Raw genomic sequence first — 16,884 nt, forward strand, 5'->3', positions numbered from 1 at the left:
CCCGCCGAAGGCTAAAAACCTTTTACCAACCCCGACGAAGGTCGGGACGAATGCCTTCCTTTCTCACTTCCCGATTGGCATTGGGGTAAGCTGCACGGGGGCGTGCGTTCCGGTGGCGGCGGAGCTTTTTCCGGTTTTGATGGAAACCACCCATTGGCGCATCCGGGTTTCCAGCACGTCCAGCGGGAGCGCGCCGGCTTCCAGCAAGTGGTCATGGAAAGCGCGGACATCGAACTGCGGGCCAAGCTCCTGCTGGGCATGGGCGCGAAGCTCGGCAATTTTCAGCTGGCCGATTTTGTAGGCCAGTGCCTGCCCGGGCCAAACGATGTAGCGGTCCACCTCGACGGTGATATCATGCTCCGATTTCCCGCTGTTCTCCATGAAGTAGTTGATTGCTTGCTCGCGGGTCCAGCCCATCGAATGGATGCCGGTATCCACCACAAGTCGGATGGCCCGCCACATCTCGTACATCAACTGCCCAAACCGCGAATAGGGGTCCTGGTAGAAACCAATCTCGTAGCCCAGGCTTTCGGCGTACAAGCCCCATCCTTCCACAAACGCCGTGTACATCCCTTCGCGGCGGAACTCTGGCAGCCCTTCCAACTCCTGCGCAATCGCAATCTGCAAGTGGTGTCCGGGGACGGCTTCGTGCAGCGTCAGGGCCTCCATTTCCCACTTGGGGCGGGCGGCAAGGTTGTACGTGTTGGCGTAGAAATAGCCAGGGCGCGCGGCCTTCAGCGACCCCGGATTGTAGTAGGCCGTGGTCTGCGATTTTGCGGCGTAGGCGGGGACAGCAAGCACCCCGTACGGCAGCCGCGGAAGCTGCCCGAACAACCGAACCAACTCGGGGTCCGCACGCTTGGCAATGTCGCGGTAGCCTTGCAGCAGCGCGGCGGAATCGGCGAAAAAGAACCGTGGGTCGGTTCGCAAAAACTCCACGAACTCCTTGAACCCTCCGCTAAATTTCACCTCGCGGATCAGCTTCTCCATCTCCCCGCGAATCCGTTTCACCTCGCGCAATCCAAGCTCGTGGATCTGCTTCGGGGTCATGCCGGTGGTGGTCTCCTCACGGACGCGGAAGGCGTACCACTCCGCGCCGTTCGGCAAGCTGCTCATGCTGATGGAGGTCCGGGCATTGGGGATATACTCATCGGCCAAAAAATCGTGAAGCCTGCGGAACGCCGGGGCAACATCATCCCGATACACCTTCTTTGCCTTCTCCCGGAATGCCTCGGCTTGATCGGCGGGGATGGTTGGCGGCAACGTGACGAAGGCTTCCAGCAACGGGCTTTGCAGCGGGTTGTCGGGGATCACATTGCTGACTTGCTCGGGGATGTCGCGCAGGGTGATCTTCGGCGGGGTAATCCCTTGCTGCAATCCTTTCCGCATCAGTGCAATCGTTTGGTCCACGGCGGCGGGAAGGTTCTGCAATCGCGTAAGAATCGCCTGGACTTGGTAGGGCTGGCCGGCGGGCATATCGGAAAGAAGCTGCGGTGCTTCCTGGTGGATTCCGTTAAGCTGGGTGATCGGCATCAGCTCGCCCGGGAAACGGTTCCCCTCCTGCTGCACCAGCAGGTTATGGCGGAACAGGTCGTAGCTCAGCTGGTCCTGCGTGTTCAGCTCCGCCCGGTTGATCTGCTGCAAGGCTTGCAACGGCAGTGCCACCTCGCGCTTGCGTTGCTCGATTGCATCGGCGGAGTTATCGGTCCAGAGGTCATCCATGCCCGGGAATCCGACCTCGGTTGCCCACTCGGGGAAGTTGAACATCAGCCGCGTCCAATCGGTCTCGAACAAGTGATGCAGCCGCGCCGAATCGCTTCCGCCAACGCGGTTGACATCGGTGTAAAGATCGTCGAACTGCTTCCGCTGGCCGGTTGATTGCGCCAACAACGGAAGCATCCCCACCCACCCCAGCGCAAAGGCTACGGGGAGAACGCGGCAAAGGCGAACGGCAGCGTGTTGAGTAAGAAGCATGGCTCTGTTTGTTATAAGAGAAAAGAGAGTGGCAAAGATACGACGAGACCGGCGCGGCAACCCGTGGATGTTTTTTTAGGTTGTTGTTGCCAATCACGCGCCTGGCGATTCCCCCCCCGCCGCCTTCGTTATCCGGTCCAGCAGGCCTGCGGAAACTGCGTTTGGGTTGGTGAGGTGAACAATAATCTCCTCCATCCCCTCCCCCTCGGCATGGCGAAGCAGTTGGTAGAATGTTGCTTCGCTCAGCGGCTCGACGTGTGCTTCCTGGATTGCGGGGAATGGCGTTGCGTTGGTCAGCAGCAATCGGCGTTTGCCATCGGCGGGAAGCTGCGGGAACGCGCCAACATGAATGCGCAGCGGGACGCTTGGGGCGTAATGGCGATACTTCATTCCCGGGGAACGGGGCGCGTCGGGGTTGGTGGTGGATTGAATCACCGGCTGGCCCAGCACCTCGGCAATGGCTTCGGGGGAGACCGCGCCGGCGCGGAGCAGCACGGGGGCGGCTCCGCTCAGGTCAATCACCGTTGACTCGATCCCCACACGGCAGGGACCTCCATCCAGCACCGCAGCAATCCGTCCGGAAAGGTCATCAAGGACGTGCTGGGCGGTGGTGGGGCTTGGGCGGCCAGACCGGTTGGCCGATGGAGCAACCAGCGGCCCCGATGCCAGAAGCAACCGGTGGGCAACGGGGTGGTCCGGCATCCGCACGGCAACCGTTGGCAGCCCGGCTCGCACAATGGCGGGAACCTCCGGCCTGGAAGGCAGCACCAGCGTGAGGGGACCCGGGGTTAATGCCTGAATCAACCGCTCGGCACGCGGGGAAAGGAGCGCGCAGCGTTCGAACCCGGACTGCAGGGCAACATGGACAATCAGCGGATTATCGGCGGGGCGGCCTTTTGCGGCAAACACGTTGGCCACGGCATCGGCATTGAAGGCATCGGCCCCAAGCCCGTACACCGTTTCGGTGGGGAAGGCAACAACATCGCCAGCGCGGAGGGCCTGGGCGGCTTGGGCAATCGCGGTGGATTCGGCGATGGTGGCATCAAGAAGAATCGTCTGCATGGCGGAAAATACAGCCAGGAACCCCGTTTGTAAGACTTTTTACTTTGCCGCGCCCCCCTTCACCCCTATGTTTGTGGCTCATTTCTTTGGAGTACCCCCTTCGCTGGGATGATTCTAACGACCGAATAGAGCAACAACATACATTCAACGAACCTGAAAAGGAGACACCAGCAATGGCACGTCGCTGTGAACTAACGGGCCTGGGGCCAAGCTACGGCAAAAGCATCTCGCACGCGCACAACGTAAGCAACCGCCGTTTCATGCCAAACCTGCAAACCAAGCGGATTTGGCTGGAAGATGAGAAAAAATGGATAACGGTGAAGGCCACCGCAAAAGCACTGAAGACCCTTGACAAAAAAGGCTACCGTGCAATGATGGCCGAAATGAAACAGAAGGCCGGGAAGTAATTCCCTTCCCCCCCACCATCTGCTTCTTGACAATGCAACGCCCGGCTTCGCAACAAACGCGACCAGCCGGGCGTTTTGTTTTGCCGCGCTTGTAACTTGCGCCGTAGCCGCCCCGATTCTTGGGGGCCAAGTGACAAAACACCGAAGGCTAAAGACCTTCGGCTACCCGTGTGCTTCCCGGAGCCAAAGGCTCCGGTAGCGGCAGGTCTTTAGCCTGCCGAGAGAAGATCACACCGAAGGCTAAAGACCTTCGGCTACCCGTGTGCTTCCCGGAGCCACAAGCTCCGGTAGCGGCCCCGACCTTTGTCGGGGCCGAGAGAAGATGACACCGAAGGCTAAAGACCTTCGGCTACCCGTGTACTACCCGACTCAGCCGAGGCGGCTACCCGTGTGCTTCCCGGAGCTAAAGGCTCCGGTAGCGGCAGGTCTTTAGCCTGCCGAGAGAAGATGACACCGAAGGCTAAAGACCTTCGGCTACCCGTGTACTACCCGACTCAGCCGAGGCGGCTACCCGTGTGCTTCCCGGAGCCACAAGCTCCGGTAGCGGCCCCGACCTTTGTCGGGGCCGAGAGAAGATAACACCGAAGGCTAAAGACCTTTTAGCAATCCCGACGGAGGTCGGGGCGGCTACCCGTGTGCTACTTTCCGGGGCCAAAGGCAATCAATATTTACCAGCAGTATGATTGAGATTGAAGCGATTATTCAGTGGCTGCAAGGGCTTCCTCCGCTTGGGGTCTATGCCGTGCTGTGGTTTGTTTGTTTTATCGAGAACATCTTCCCCCCCTCACCCAGCGATCTTCTGATGCTGTTTATCGCCACACTGATCGGCTTCGGGACCATTGATTTTCTTCCGGCGGTGGGGGTGGCAACTGCGGGAAGCGTGATGGGATTTATTGCGGCGTTCTACCTGGGGCGGAACTACGGGCGGAGGTTAATGGAGTGGGGGAAGCTCCCCTTCCTTACCCCCGAATCGCTGAAGAAAGTGGATGCGTGGTTTGGGAAATATGGCTACTGGGTCATTATCGCCAACCGCTTTTTGGCCGGGACTCGGGCCGTGATCAGCTTTTTTGCAGGGATGTCGAACCTTCGCCCGCTCCACACCACGATCCTTTGCACCATTTCGGCACTGGCTTGGAATATCGGGGTGATCTGGCTGGGGTCGTTTCTGGGAAGCAACTGGGAGTATGGCCGGCAGATTCTGGACAACTACGGGATTGCCGTCACGATTCTGCTGGCGGTAATCATCGTGGTTGTGGTGGTCCGGAAACTGCTGCAAAAACGTAGCCAGAAGAATCAGCCAACCACAACGCCAAACGGGGAGCAACCGGCGGAACAACCACCAGCGGAGCAACCGGCGGAACAACCACCAGCGGAGCAACCGGGCGATCAGTCGTAGGTGACGATTGAGGGGAGGATGCGGCGAATGGCCCACAGCAGCTGGGCGGTGCGTTCGGGTTCCCGTTCGCGGTAGATTTCCGCAAGGTTCCGCAGCATCCTGGCCACAATCTCGCGGTTGCTTGCCGGCTCCAAGTAGCGTGGGTGATAGTTGATTCCCATCACCCGCAGAAGGTCGCAGCAATCCTGGTAGCTAAGGATCGCGCCGCCGTCGAAGGTGTCAATGAAAAAATTGTCGTCGCGCCCCTGATACTGCAACAGAAAGCGGGCGGGAAAGCTGATGCCAGCAATCGGCAGCCCCAGCCGCCGCGCCAGCAGCAGCACCACCACCGATAACGAAACAGGAATCCCCACACGGCGGTCCATCACGTTGTTCAGGAAGGAGTTGGCCGGGTCGTAGTAGCTGTTCTGCGCCGCGCCACGGAACCCTAACTCTTGGAACAGATACCGCCCAACCGCTTTGGCTCGAGAAAGGTCATCGGAGCTGTTGGCCACCACAAACTTCAACCGCTCGGCGAACCGATCCAACTGCTGGGAGTATTCCCGGCTTTCCAATTCGGGATAGGCAATCAGGGCCACGGCGAAGGCTGCGGCTTCCAGGTCAATATCTTGCTCCTCCTCCAATCCTTCCACCAACCGCTCAATCCCGGCACGGAACACCCCAACCGCAATGTTTCCCAGCGCGGCGCGTGCGTGCTCCAGCGCCACGGGGTTCGATTCGGTTTCCATCACCCCACGCAACGCCGGGGCGGCCGCCCCCCCAAGCTCCACTAACTTCCGCTGCACGGCGGTGGTGACGGCGGGATCGTCGTCGTCCAACAACGCCATCAAGGCGAGAAGGAGCGGGGATTGCTGATCGGTGTGCGCTGCCATGCGTTCGGCCCAGGCTACAGTTGATGGAAGTTGGTAAGGGTCTCGGTTAAATATGCAAAGGCATCGTGAACATCGTTCGAGCGGTGGAACAGGCTTAGATCATCGGGGGAGATGATCCCAAGCTCCACCATTCGCGGGAAGTTGATGATCTGATCCCAGAAATCGGTTCCATACAGCACAATCGGCAGGTGCTTCGTCACCTTTCGGGTTTGCACCAGTGTCAGCAACTCCATGAACTCATCCAGCGTTCCGAAGCCGCCCGGGAAGATCACCATCGCGTTGGCAAGCTGCATGAAAAAGAGCTTCCGCATGAAGAAATAATGGAACTCGAAGTTCAGCGTTGCCGAGATAAATTCATTCGGGAACTGCTCGAACGGAAGCGAGATATTCAGGCCGATAGACTCCCCTCCGGCAAGGTTCGCCCCACGGTTTGCGGCCTCCATAATTCCCGGCCCGCCGCCGGTGCAAATCACAAATCGTTTTTGGCTTCCGGGCGGGGTGTGCTGCTTTCCCCATTCGGTCATCAGGCGCGCAAGCTCCACGGCATCGGCGTAGTAGCGGCTCATGAACTGCTTGGTTTTCAGCAGGTCCAGGGTGGCAAGGTGAAGCTGGCGTTGCTGGCCGTGGGATTGCGCGATTTGCCGTTCGATGGCAGCAACCTCCTGCTCCACTTGCTCCGGCGGGGAAATCCGTGCGGACCCAAAGAAAACCACCGCGCCGGAAACGTTATGCCGAAGGAACCGCGTTGTTGGCTCGATATACTCGGCCATAATCCGAATCACCCGTGCATCGGGGCTGTTCAAGAATTCGCTGTTGTTGTAGGCTTTGGTGATTGGGCGTTCCGGCTGTTCGTGTTGCTCCGCCATGCGGGTTATCCTGTGGTACGTTGTTGGAGAATGGGGATGAAGTTTTTTCTGAAAAGAAGGCCCAGATTGAAGCCCCCCACGACCGCCGCAAATATAAACGCGCCTGGCGATACCCAAAGCGATCACCAGGCGCCTGCTTTTTTTCCCCTGCGAAGATTGAGTAGCGACCCCGATAATGGCCGGTCTCGGCCCCGACAACGTCGGGTAGCGGCAGGTCTTTAGCCTGCCGTGTGAGATAGGCACCGAAGGCTAAAGACCTTCGGCTACCTTTCGCAAGCGACCCCGACGGAGGTCGGGGCGGCTACCCTTGTACCCCCCCCCCCCGCTCCCGCAAATCCTCCCGAAGCGTTCCCCCTCCTTGGAGGGGTGCCCGACAGGGCGGGGTGGGTTCGGGGGAGCCACCGAACGGGCAGGGATTTTCCGTTGGACCCGGAAGATTCTAATCCTGAGATTCGGGAGTAGATGCGGTTTCGCGGGTGTCCCCAACCCACCCCCCAGCCCCCTCCCAAGAGGGGGAGCAACGCACAAGCAACCCCGATTTTATCGGAGCCAAGATGGCGCCGAAGGCTAAAGACCTTTTATCAACCCCGACGGAGGTCGGGGCGGCTACCAGTGGAACCGATTCTCGGAGCCAAAGGCTCCGGTAGCGGCCCCGATCTTTATCGGGGCCCAGTAATTGAAGACATAGGCGCCGAAGGCTAAAGACCTTCCGCTACCCTTGTAGTACTCGACGGCTACCTTTGCAGTATTCGCCCCCGACTTAGGCCCCCGCTACCTCTGCACCACAATCGCCGCGCTGCGGGTTCCGATGCGAACCAGATAGACTCCATTGCTTAGGCCGCCAAGGTCCAACACACACTCGCCGCCTTCGCCAAATCCCTGCTGCATCACCCGCTCTCCGTACTGGTTCACCACTTCCACCTCCTTCCCTTCACATCCTCCTTCACACTCCACTCGAACACGACCACTCGATGGGTTCGGGTAGGCACGCAACTCCCCCGAACCCTCCATTGCAACCCGCCCAACAACAACCCCGCTCGACTGCTCGTTCGTTAGCAATGCTAAATACGGTATCCGTATCCCCTGCTGCTCGTCTGGAGACTCTTCCCAGATCAGCAACGTATCTGACCATTCAACAAAATTCGATCCCCCAATCAATGGCCACTCACCCTTTACCTCCCCGCTTCTTGCGTCCAATCGCATCATCCCGCCGTTCGAGGAATCCCACTGCCCAGGCAAGGATTGGTATGATTTCCGACTAAACCACCCCGAGACCATCAATCCACGCGGCGATAGCTCCAAACGGGCGGCCCCGGTGTTCGTTGGCACTGGATACTTCGGCAACCACCGTAGCTCCCCGCTTGTCCGGTCGTATCCCCCAAAACCACTCCCATCTCCAATAATCGGACGGATCATCGGCGTCACCTCCTTCCCTAACCGAATCCCCGATACATAGACCAGCGTGTCGCCCACCGCCAGCGATTGCACCGTGGCGCGCGGCGGGAACATCGGTCCCTCCTCCAATGCCTCGCCACTGACCCCATCCAGCACCGCAAAACCGTTCCGAGGCTTCCCACCAATGGTGCTGAAAAGCCCGCCAACATACAGCCGGCCATCGCTGTAGGCCATTGCCGCTACCGGGCGGTTCGGGTTTGCTTGAAACGGCAGCAGCGCGCCGCTCTGCGGGTCCACTGCGGCGATATACCTCTGCGCCACCCCGCCGATGCTGTCGAAGGTTCCCATGATGTAGATCGCTTGGGGGGTGGCAACAATATCCTGGATCACGCTGTCGGGATACTCACCATTGACGACCGATGGGTTCCAGGGGAGGAGTTCGTGGGTGGTGGCATCGAAGGCACAGAGTCGCGAGCGGGGAACGCCACCCACGGAATCGAAGACACCCCCAACATAAAGGGTTGAGCCTTGAAGTGCCAACACATGGATGTGCGTATAAGGAACATAAAAAGGGTCCGACTGCATCCGGCTGCGGAAGCCCGGGTCCCACGGCGAGAGCGCGCCTGTGCGGAGGTCAACCTCAGCAATTCCGGATCGTGCCGTCAGCGGTTGGCCGATTGTACCGATTCCGCTGATCGTCATCAACACCCCGCCCTCCGATGCACCAAGAAATCTAGGTGGTACAAGGTATGCCGTTATGTTCATAAATAGCCTTGTATAGTTGGGGAGGCTTGGATTCCAGGGGAGCAATTGGCCCGTGGTGGTTGCAACTGCCCCAATCCCCCGAACCGGGATGCCCCCGATATTATTGATGCTGCCTGCGCAATACGCAATCGTATCCACAACCTGGATTGAGTGGACTGTTGGGGTAGCCTCGCGCACCGTTGGTTGCCACCCCTTGTTGGGGTTCCAGGGCAACACCTTGCCGTTCTCTGCGGAAAATGCTGCCATGCCGTTACGCGGCTCATCGTTCATTGATGAAAAAGAACCAACCGTATAAATCACCCCACCCACTATCGCCATGTCAGCAATAAAAAACGGATCACCTGGCTTCTCCAATAATAGTGGAGATGGTTTCCATATCCCTTCCTCTGCCGTCTCTATGTTCATGCTTCCATTGACAGTGAATAATTGGTCTTTCCATAGGAGTATTTTTTTGTTGATATAAAATGAAAAGTGATTTGTCAACCGATCTGGTATCGGTTTCGGCCACGGCTGCAACTCACCCTGGCCTTTGGAGACGCGTGCTATCCGTTTCTGGTAGCTACCGGAGACTGTGTCGAAAGACCCGCTCATAAATACTGCGGTATTCGACACCACTATGGAGTGTACAAAATTATTGACCCGTGGTTTCCACCGGAGTATTTCTCCGGTAGATATCCGGAGTGCTGCGGCATATTCACGTTCTAGGTCATTCATAGAAAAAAATCCACCAGCAACATACAGGGTATCTCCATCGGCAGCCATTGTGTTGATCCCACTGGCTCCATGTCCTGAGTCTTTAAATTTCAGAGGTATTTTCTGTTTTACGTTCCCATCTGCACCAAGCCACTGGAGTGTTCCATAATTTCTACCGAGGAGCGCGCTATCTTGGATATAGACCAACCAACCACCGTTGTATGGGATGGCAGCTTCGACATTTCGTGGGAAGAAGAAGCGAGGATTGGGTTGTGCGGTGTGAAGATCGAACAGGGCGGTTCCTCCGTTCCATCGGGCAAGCTCGGTGAATTTCCCTGCAAAAATCAGGCGATCATGGATTTTCGCGACATCCAAGACTCCATTATCGGGAGCTGGGAGCAGTGGCTGGACTTCCCATTGCTGCGCCATTGCGGGGGAAAAGAACGCGAGGAGCAGAAGGAGCAAAAGCGAGGGAGATATGGAAATTGTAGCGTTCATTGTAGTTGTGGTTTTTCGTGAATGGGTTAGAGCATCCGGCAGGTAAATGCTTACCTGCCGGATGGTTGTTGTGTTATTCCCCACAGGACAGCGTGCACTTGAAGAAGTCACCGATTACCTCGGTATAGATCGTCACGCTTGGCGTAGTGCCAGCAAGCATTCCTCCAGTAGCTACTACCGTAGTAGTGTTGGGCGGGAACGGATACACAGGTGTAGGGGTTTGTGGATAACCATAATTATTAGCACAAGGCTCACTACCTGATGGCTCTACTGATATAATATCAGTTTTAATGGTGCCATCAGGTTGTGTGCAAGCCTTGTACTTTCTAATGCAAGCGACTTCCGAGGGGCAATAATTAAAATACCATCCCTGGGTACTCTGCGCTCCGCTACCAAAATCCGCTGTTCCGACCCAAGCACCTTGTGCTACGCATTGGGCAGTGATAACCTCAACGAGATAGTCAGTCGGATTTTCAACACAAGGCTTCGGAGGGCCATCATTTAGGAATGCCCCTTCGCCGATCAGTTTGCCCACAACTAACTTAAGGTATGCGTTATAGTTTGTTAGGAAGTTTGCGTCAGGCTCAATACCATTATTTAAGCATGGTGACCCACCATCCCCGATAAATCGGAACTTGCTGATGGACATTCGGCTACGGGATAATCCTGCAACACCACGGCATACCCACTGAACGCAATACTCTACATCTATGTAGCAGCCGTTCCCCAAATCAAAGACCTTGTGATGGGCTTGCCATGCCGGAGCCGGCTGGCATTGAGCTTCAACATTAAAATTTGGATCTGGACATTGCGCGTTGGCGGTTGTTGTTAGGGCGGTTATCAGGCTGATGGCACAGAGTGCCGCTGTCAAAAGATTTTTCATCTGGTTGTTTGTTTTAGGTTTATGATACCTTTGCGTCGTGCTTCTGTTTCGGTGGCCCCGATCAGAGGCCACTGCTGTTCGATTCGGAGTTGCTAAGTATGTGGTAGTACTTCCAGCAATCCTATTGCTGGTTTGCAATGAAGCGTCGTGCTTACGGTGGTCTCATCGGGGCCTCCTGTTGTTCTATGGTTTGTGGTTGTCTCATCCTGCGGTTCGGCCTTCCTAATTGTTCCTTTCTGGCTCTTTTTCCCATTTTTTCGCTATTTCACCTCAAGCACCCCTCTCGACGAAACCCCTGCGCTGTTGCTCAGGACGATGAAATACACCCCACTTCTCAGGTTATCCAGATTTAGCACGAACCGCCCTTTGCCGTTAATTGGCTCGGCCTCGGTAACGTACCGTCCGTTGTTTGATAGAAGATTGCCGCGCACATCGCTAATCCGCAAGGCGACCGGGCCGGCCACAGCAGATCCAAACTCCAACTCCGTTTGTGAAACCCGGAGAATCTGCGGCTTCCCTGCATCGCTGGGGGGTGCAGGTCTCGGTTTTTCGCCAACATGGTAGGCTTCAACAAGCGGTGGCAGCAGGAACAACAGTGCGGTAAAAACCAGAAGAGTGCGCATGGGTTATACAGTTGTTGTGAACGAAACGTGCGAACGAACAGCAGCCTGGCGTGTGCCCGTTGGTTGCTTTAGAATCACCATCCGCATTCCCCCTTTGCGAGCAAGGGAACGAGAGCGTGGAACGGTTTGCGCAAATGCGCAACGGTTTCTTGCGAAAAGAAAAGAACGGCGAGATGGCGGACGAACTTGGGCCGAATGATCGGCTGATATGGGTAAACAACCGATACTGCTCACGAGGGTTTTCAGGTATTACCCTTTTTTCTACCTCGAACTTTAGAAAAAAGAGACCTCAAAGAATTTCAACGTTGCCGAGCAGGGAAAGAACGTTGATTCGGTACGGGAATTCATCAGGGTTGAGCAATGCGAACAAGCTGACGAAGGATTATCATACCTTGCACGAAGATACGCTGATTACACAGGCGAGCGCAAGGGAAAAATCGCGATTATGCTTCTTCGTTTTTGCCATTTTTTCGCATTCGATTTTTCAGGAAGGAGCGCAGCATTAAAAAAATATTTGCTTCGGAATTTTCATAAATAGGTTCACCTTTTTATTAACCCCGATTTAATTGGGGCCCAGACACCGAAGGCTAAAGACCTTTTATCAACCCCGACGGAGGTCGGGGCGGCTACCCTTGTAGTATTCATCCCCCCCGATCCCAAAAATCCTCCCGAAGCGTTCCCCCTCCTTGGAGGGGTGCCCGACAGGGCGGGGTGGGTTCGGGGCAACCACCGAACAAGCAAAGTTTTTCCGTTGGACCCGGAAGATTCTGATCCTGAGATTCGCGGGTAAATGCAATTTCGCGGGTGTCCCCAACCCACCCCCCAGCCCCCTCCCAAGAGGGGGAGCAACGCGCAAGCGATCCCGATTTTATGGAGGTAGCGGCCCCGACCTTTGTCGGGGCCCAGACACCGAAGGCTAAAGACCTTTTAGCAACCCCGACGGAGGTCGGGGCGGCTACCCTTGTAGTACTCGCCCCCGATAAAAACCACCACACCCCCCATAAAAAAACGCGCCCGGTGACAAACAATCATCACCGGGCGCATCCGCTTTACGTGTGTGAAACAATGCGCCCCAAAGGGACGCGGTGAGGAGCAACGCTCCATTGCTGGAGCTGTGTTGAGATCGGCATTGGTCAGAATGTTGGAAGGAACATCTGGTTGAGGAACGGAGGTACACTCAGGTGCGCAGGAACGCGCAAGGAAGGAACCTTCGCCGATCTCATGGTGCCGCCACGCTGGCTATATGAACGCACGATGCTGCCGGCATCTGGTCCAAAGCGTAACGGTTTTCTGTTGAGGAACAGTTTTCAAAGAAATACGGGAGATAAATATTTATCACCCAGAAAAAGCACTCGGACGACGGCCTGCGCCAAATGCTCCACAGAGAATTTGGTTTGCAAGCATTAACAATGGAAGTACAGGGTTCCATGCTGCGCCTTGATGGAAATGGCAGCATGGCCGTCGCCCGATTAGTGTTCGCTTCTGTGGACAACAGACTGGAATTCAGCCCCCCAGAATTTCCAGTACTACCAACAGAAGCTATCACAAGGATATCCTCCGGATGTGTCGGAGAAGAGATCCCGACATACCCGGCAGATATCGTGCAGTTTTCAAAGAACAGGTGCGGAAATTTCAAATAAGGCTTCCGCACTCCTGAAGTGCGCGTTTACCGCGCCACTACAATCCTTCCAACCCCGGCCACCACCCCACCACAACGAAGGCTGAAAGAATAAACCCCGTTCGGCAACGAAGCCGTGTTGTAGGGGATTGCTGGTTGGGAAGGGTTCACCTCTATCTGCTGGATATCGGTTTGCCTGCCGCGGTTGTCGTACAGCCGCAATTCCACATGGCCGGCAAGCATTGTTTCCCCCATGGTTTTCAATGGGATTGCCACCACGCCGGTTGCGGGGTCGGGGCTGGCGGCAGCCACTGCCGTGGGCATCAGCCCGCCATGCAGCGCGTTTTGCAGCGACCGAATGGCTTCCTGGCGTGCGTCTTCCCCTTCGTTTCCGCGAACCCAACGCCATGTTTTTCCCCCATCCTCTGTCACCAGTATCGAACGCCCTTCGGCAGATACCACGGTGATTTTATCCTCCGGCAATCCTGAATTACCGCCGTTTTGCGCCATCAGCCATGGTGCGCTGGTCGCCATCAAGGCGGCGGTTGTTAGCAAATGAATGAGCGTGCGTTTCATGCCAAGCGTCCTCCACGATAGAGTGATTACTGGCACGTTGTTTGGCATGGAGTTCCGTTTGGTCCAATGCCGCAGCTGCCGGTCATGGTTGTTCCAATCAGCGTGATGGAAGGACCGCTTGCGCCGGGCGGGCAGCAGACGGCATATTCTTTCTCGCACCACGCGGCCACATCACAGCTTTCAAAGTGGGTGGCGTTGCCGCTTCCGGTGCGCGTCACGCAAAGGGATTGATAGGTTTTCGTGATTGTAGGGGTTGAGCAACTTGGTCCACACACGGTATATCCATTGGCAACCCCCTGGGCCACCGCAACTTGGGAAAGCATTCCAAACAGCTGGCCGGTGGGGATGTTGTCAATCACCCCGGCGCAATCGCCCACGGCGCGGATGGACCCGGTGTTCACAACGTAGTCTGTGCGGTTGTTGGAGGTGCGGTAGAAGATCACCTCGAACATCACCCTGCACGGTTTTTCATCATCATCATCGGCAGCAAGGCTGCTCCCTTTTCCTGTGGAAAGATCAACGGTGACCCAGAACGATCCTAAGGCCGTTGCACCTGGGTCGGAAGGATGCGGCGGGAACTGCTGCGCCGTTGCAACATTGAAGTTGCACAGGGCGGCTATCACTCCCGCTATCAGTAGAACGATGTTGCGTTGTTTCATTTGCCTGGGGGGCTTGAATTAACGGATGCTGACTTAGTACCTCACAAACTTCCTCCAATTCTTTCGTTGTAGCAATACTACAATCGTGGTATTCGCGCTGCATCAAGCTACTGGGATAAACGGGGGGTGAAGTACTTCGCAAACAGCTCCACCGAACTGCTTGTTCCGGTCTTTCGATACACGTTCGAGATGTGCTTCCGCACCGTTTCCACGGAGATTTCCAGCTTGTCGGCTATTTGTTGGTAGGTGTGGCCCGTAACCTGAAGGATCACCACCCGCCGCTCTTGCTCGGTCAGTTTTCCTTCGTTCCGCATCGCAACCATCGCTGCGTTGAACAGCCGTTCTTGCGGCTTGGCTAACTGATGCCGCGCCACAAGATCCGAAAGCGCGAACGTGATAAACGGCTCCAGCCGGGTAAGCAGTTCGATGGTCTCCTTACTAATAGCCGTTTTGCTCTGCTCCCTCCAAAGAACCACCACTCCTAGATACTCCACCCCTTTCAAGTAATACTCAAAAGCAATCGGCTGATGGTAAAGGTCTTCGGTGAATCCTCGTAATCGTAGAGCTTGGATAATGGATTGGGAGCGGGTGAGCGATTGCTGCGATTCGTTCATGGCAACCTCCTGCGAGGCACGCTGGGCCGTATCAACAAACTGCTGCACCTGCACATCGTAGCCGCTTGCGCCTGGGGTTAGGATGTCGCACTCAAAATTCACGGCAACTGCGACTTTATCAACATCGGCCAACAGCTGCAACAGCCCTTCGCGGAAGGCGGTGATCCAAGCAACGCTGTCGGATTCTGTTGAAAGGGAGTTCAAAAATGTGAGGAGCTGACCCGGCGGATACTGTTGACTTTTTGCCGTTTTTCGCTCAATTCGGCCTTTTTCGGCAGTCGCCACCCCAATCCGGCGCAGCAACTGCGACACACCTTTGATGCTGTAGGAAACCCCATACTCCTGCGCGATCCACTGCTGCGTTTGCGCAAGGGAGCGCAGGCGACCACCACGCACTTTGATGCCGATTTCCGACAATTGATCTTCCGACAACCTGGGCTGCCGCCCCCTTGTGCGTGGCTCCTTCACCACCTCCAAAATGCCACCGCTTCGATATTGCTTCCACCATCGTTTTACCGTCCGCTCGGAACACCCCAACTGCCGCGCCGCTTCCGCAAACGTGAGCGATGGGTCGCGGCCCAGCAGCTGCAACGCACGAATCTTTGCCTGCTGGGGCTTGCCGCTCAGTTTGTGTTCATGCCACAGCAAAACATCGGCTCCTTCGCGGACGTGTTGGCTTCGGTGCTTACTCATAAGGGATATGATTGGTATCGTTTAAGGGACAAGATAAATTATCCCTGAACAAATAGCGGCCTTTTTTTTTTCGCATCCCCCTCCCCAAAACCTTCTCTTTTGGGAACCACCGCGAAGAATTGAGCTTGAGCGAATGCAGGCATCCGCAAGCAACCGCAGCCTTGCAACATCTATCCTTGCTCCGCTTGCGTAATCCCCACCATGCGTTGCTTTCCAAGAAGCAGAGCAGCATTACCAACAAAACAACAAGGTGAATTATGCAGAGCGTACCAACGATTGCACGCGCACGCAGCCTGTGGTGGGTTGCCGTTTGCGCAACACTATTCGGTTGCGGTTCGGAGGAAGTAACCGCGCCAACAACCAACAACGACCTGTTCGCCAGCGTCACGCTTGCGGCGGCGGCGGGGTCACTTTCGGACCTCTCCTCTTCCGTGCCTGATGCCACCGGGCAGTTTATCTACGTTGTGGCAAAAGAACCAAATGGCCCCGGGGTGTTCAAGGTTCCAGCTGCTGGAGGAACGCCAACTGAGGTTGCAGCCGGGGATCCATTCAGCCAGCCAGCGGACATTGTGCTATCCACCAACGGCAGCACCATTATCGTTGCCGATCCAGCAGCCGAAACGGGGAAAGGGGCGATCTACCAAATAACGCCCCCCAACACCGCCGCCACCCCACTTGCCTCCACCAATGGAACAGCACCGGTGGCGTTAGATCTGCGGCAGGAATCTGGAGCAGATATCATCTACTACTGCGGAACGAAGGATGGAGAGAAAGCCGTGTTCAAGATCACCACGGCAGGGCTGGAAGTGCTCCACAAAGGTGCGCCGCTGAACGCACCCACCGGCATTGTGGTTGCCAACGATGGCGCAATCTACCTTGCCGATCAGGGGACGGTGCATCGCTTATCCGGCGGGACGATTACCCAAATCGCCACAGGGTTACGCATGGGTTCCCCAGCAGGAATCACCCTAACTCCGGACCAAAAAACATTGGTGGTTTCCTCCAAAAGCAGCGACGGGAAAGCGCAGGTGGATATCATCACGATAGCAAACGGAAACCGGACGGTGTTCAACAACATCATCGGCGCAAACAGCGCGCCCGGCGGGCTGCACGGCGCGCGCAACGCCAACGGGTTTACCGGAGTTTATAGCTGGATAGATAGAGTTGCCGGAATCTATCGGCTGGGACCGTGAGAGGAATGGCAGAGAGAGGTGAAGGGGAAGCGGAAGTGGCCTGAGCCAACGGAAGCATTTGGCCCGCCAGCAAAAGAATAATGGGTGCGTTCGGAAT

General features: G+C 56.4%; 15 protein-coding genes. 5 read left to right on the forward strand and 10 right to left on the reverse strand.

From position 1 onward, the window contains the following. Positions 1 to 63: 63 nt before the first annotated feature. Positions 64 to 1,767, reverse strand: coding sequence for a DUF885 domain-containing protein (locus IPM61_02860; protein ID MBK8910246.1), 1,704 nt, complete (start codon positions 1,765 to 1,767; stop codon positions 64 to 66). A gap of 300 nt (positions 1,768 to 2,067) precedes the next feature. Beyond that, complete coding sequence (locus IPM61_02865; GenBank protein MBK8910247.1) at positions 2,068 to 3,036, reverse strand: threonylcarbamoyl-AMP synthase; 969 nt, start codon at positions 3,034 to 3,036, stop codon at positions 2,068 to 2,070. Between the two features lie 173 nt (positions 3,037 to 3,209). Here IPM61_02865 and rpmB point away from each other — a divergent pair, with 173 nt between their 5' ends. Next, complete coding sequence (gene rpmB / locus IPM61_02870; GenBank protein ID MBK8910248.1) at positions 3,210 to 3,443, forward strand: 50S ribosomal protein L28; 234 nt, start codon at positions 3,210 to 3,212, stop codon at positions 3,441 to 3,443. A gap of 679 nt (positions 3,444 to 4,122) precedes the next feature. Continuing rightward, positions 4,123 to 4,839, forward strand: coding sequence for a DedA family protein (locus IPM61_02875; GenBank protein MBK8910249.1), 717 nt, complete (start codon positions 4,123 to 4,125; stop codon positions 4,837 to 4,839). Here the strand turns inward: IPM61_02875 and IPM61_02880 are convergent. The 3 genes from IPM61_02880 to IPM61_02890 all read right to left on the reverse strand — a co-directional run bounded on the left by IPM61_02880 (position 4,830) and on the right by IPM61_02890 (position 8,737). Next, positions 4,830 to 5,711, reverse strand: coding sequence for a transglutaminase family protein (locus tag IPM61_02880; GenBank protein ID MBK8910250.1), 882 nt, complete (start codon positions 5,709 to 5,711; stop codon positions 4,830 to 4,832). The genes IPM61_02875 and IPM61_02880 overlap by 10 nt on opposite strands. Before the next feature lie 14 nt (positions 5,712 to 5,725). Further along, positions 5,726 to 6,577, reverse strand: a complete 852-nt coding sequence (locus IPM61_02885; GenBank protein MBK8910251.1) for an LOG family protein — start codon at positions 6,575 to 6,577, stop codon at positions 5,726 to 5,728. 771 nt (positions 6,578 to 7,348) lie between these two features. Continuing rightward, complete coding sequence (locus tag IPM61_02890) at positions 7,349 to 8,737, reverse strand: hypothetical protein (GenBank protein ID MBK8910252.1); 1,389 nt, start codon at positions 8,735 to 8,737, stop codon at positions 7,349 to 7,351. Between the two features lie 885 nt (positions 8,738 to 9,622). Between IPM61_02890 and IPM61_02895 the strand changes: the two genes are divergently transcribed. Continuing rightward, entirely contained in the window at positions 9,623 to 9,949 is a 327-nt protein-coding gene (locus tag IPM61_02895) for a hypothetical protein (protein MBK8910253.1), read from the forward strand. 52 nt (positions 9,950 to 10,001) lie between these two features. Here IPM61_02895 and IPM61_02900 read toward each other — a convergent pair whose 3' ends face one another. Continuing rightward, positions 10,002 to 10,811: a hypothetical protein gene (locus tag IPM61_02900; GenBank protein MBK8910254.1), complete on the reverse strand. Its 810-nt coding sequence runs from the start codon at positions 10,809 to 10,811 to the stop codon at positions 10,002 to 10,004. 260 nt (positions 10,812 to 11,071) lie between these two features. Continuing rightward, on the reverse strand, positions 11,072 to 11,434 hold the full coding sequence (locus tag IPM61_02905; GenBank protein ID MBK8910255.1) for a T9SS type A sorting domain-containing protein: 363 nt from the start codon (positions 11,432 to 11,434) through the stop codon (positions 11,072 to 11,074). Positions 11,435 to 11,550: 116 nt separating this feature from the next. Between IPM61_02905 and IPM61_02910 the strand changes: the two genes are divergently transcribed. Next, the gene (locus IPM61_02910) at positions 11,551 to 11,940 is read left to right on the forward strand and encodes a hypothetical protein (protein MBK8910256.1); all 390 of its coding nucleotides are present in this window, start codon (positions 11,551 to 11,553) and stop codon (positions 11,938 to 11,940) included. A gap of 1,160 nt (positions 11,941 to 13,100) precedes the next feature. Here IPM61_02910 and IPM61_02915 read toward each other — a convergent pair. From IPM61_02915 to IPM61_02925, 3 genes are all read right to left on the reverse strand, one after another. Continuing rightward, positions 13,101 to 13,628, reverse strand: a complete 528-nt coding sequence (locus IPM61_02915) for a hypothetical protein (protein MBK8910257.1) — start codon at positions 13,626 to 13,628, stop codon at positions 13,101 to 13,103. Positions 13,629 to 13,654: 26 nt separating this feature from the next. Further along, entirely contained in the window at positions 13,655 to 14,287 is a 633-nt protein-coding gene (locus IPM61_02920) for a hypothetical protein (GenBank protein ID MBK8910258.1), read from the reverse strand. Positions 14,288 to 14,394: 107 nt separating this feature from the next. After that, on the reverse strand, positions 14,395 to 15,594 hold the full coding sequence (locus IPM61_02925) for a helix-turn-helix domain-containing protein (protein ID MBK8910259.1): 1,200 nt from the start codon (positions 15,592 to 15,594) through the stop codon (positions 14,395 to 14,397). A 257-nt stretch (positions 15,595 to 15,851) separates the two neighbouring features. On the opposite strand from IPM61_02925, the gene IPM61_02930 reads away from it, so the two are divergent. Continuing rightward, positions 15,852 to 16,787 (forward strand): hypothetical protein, encoded by a 936-nt coding sequence (locus IPM61_02930; protein MBK8910260.1) that lies wholly within the window; start codon positions 15,852 to 15,854, stop codon positions 16,785 to 16,787. Positions 16,788 to 16,884 lie beyond the last annotated feature (97 nt).

This window comes from Chlorobiota bacterium (genome assembly GCA_016710285.1).
Lineage (GTDB): Bacteria > Bacteroidota > Ignavibacteria > OLB7 > OLB7 > OLB7.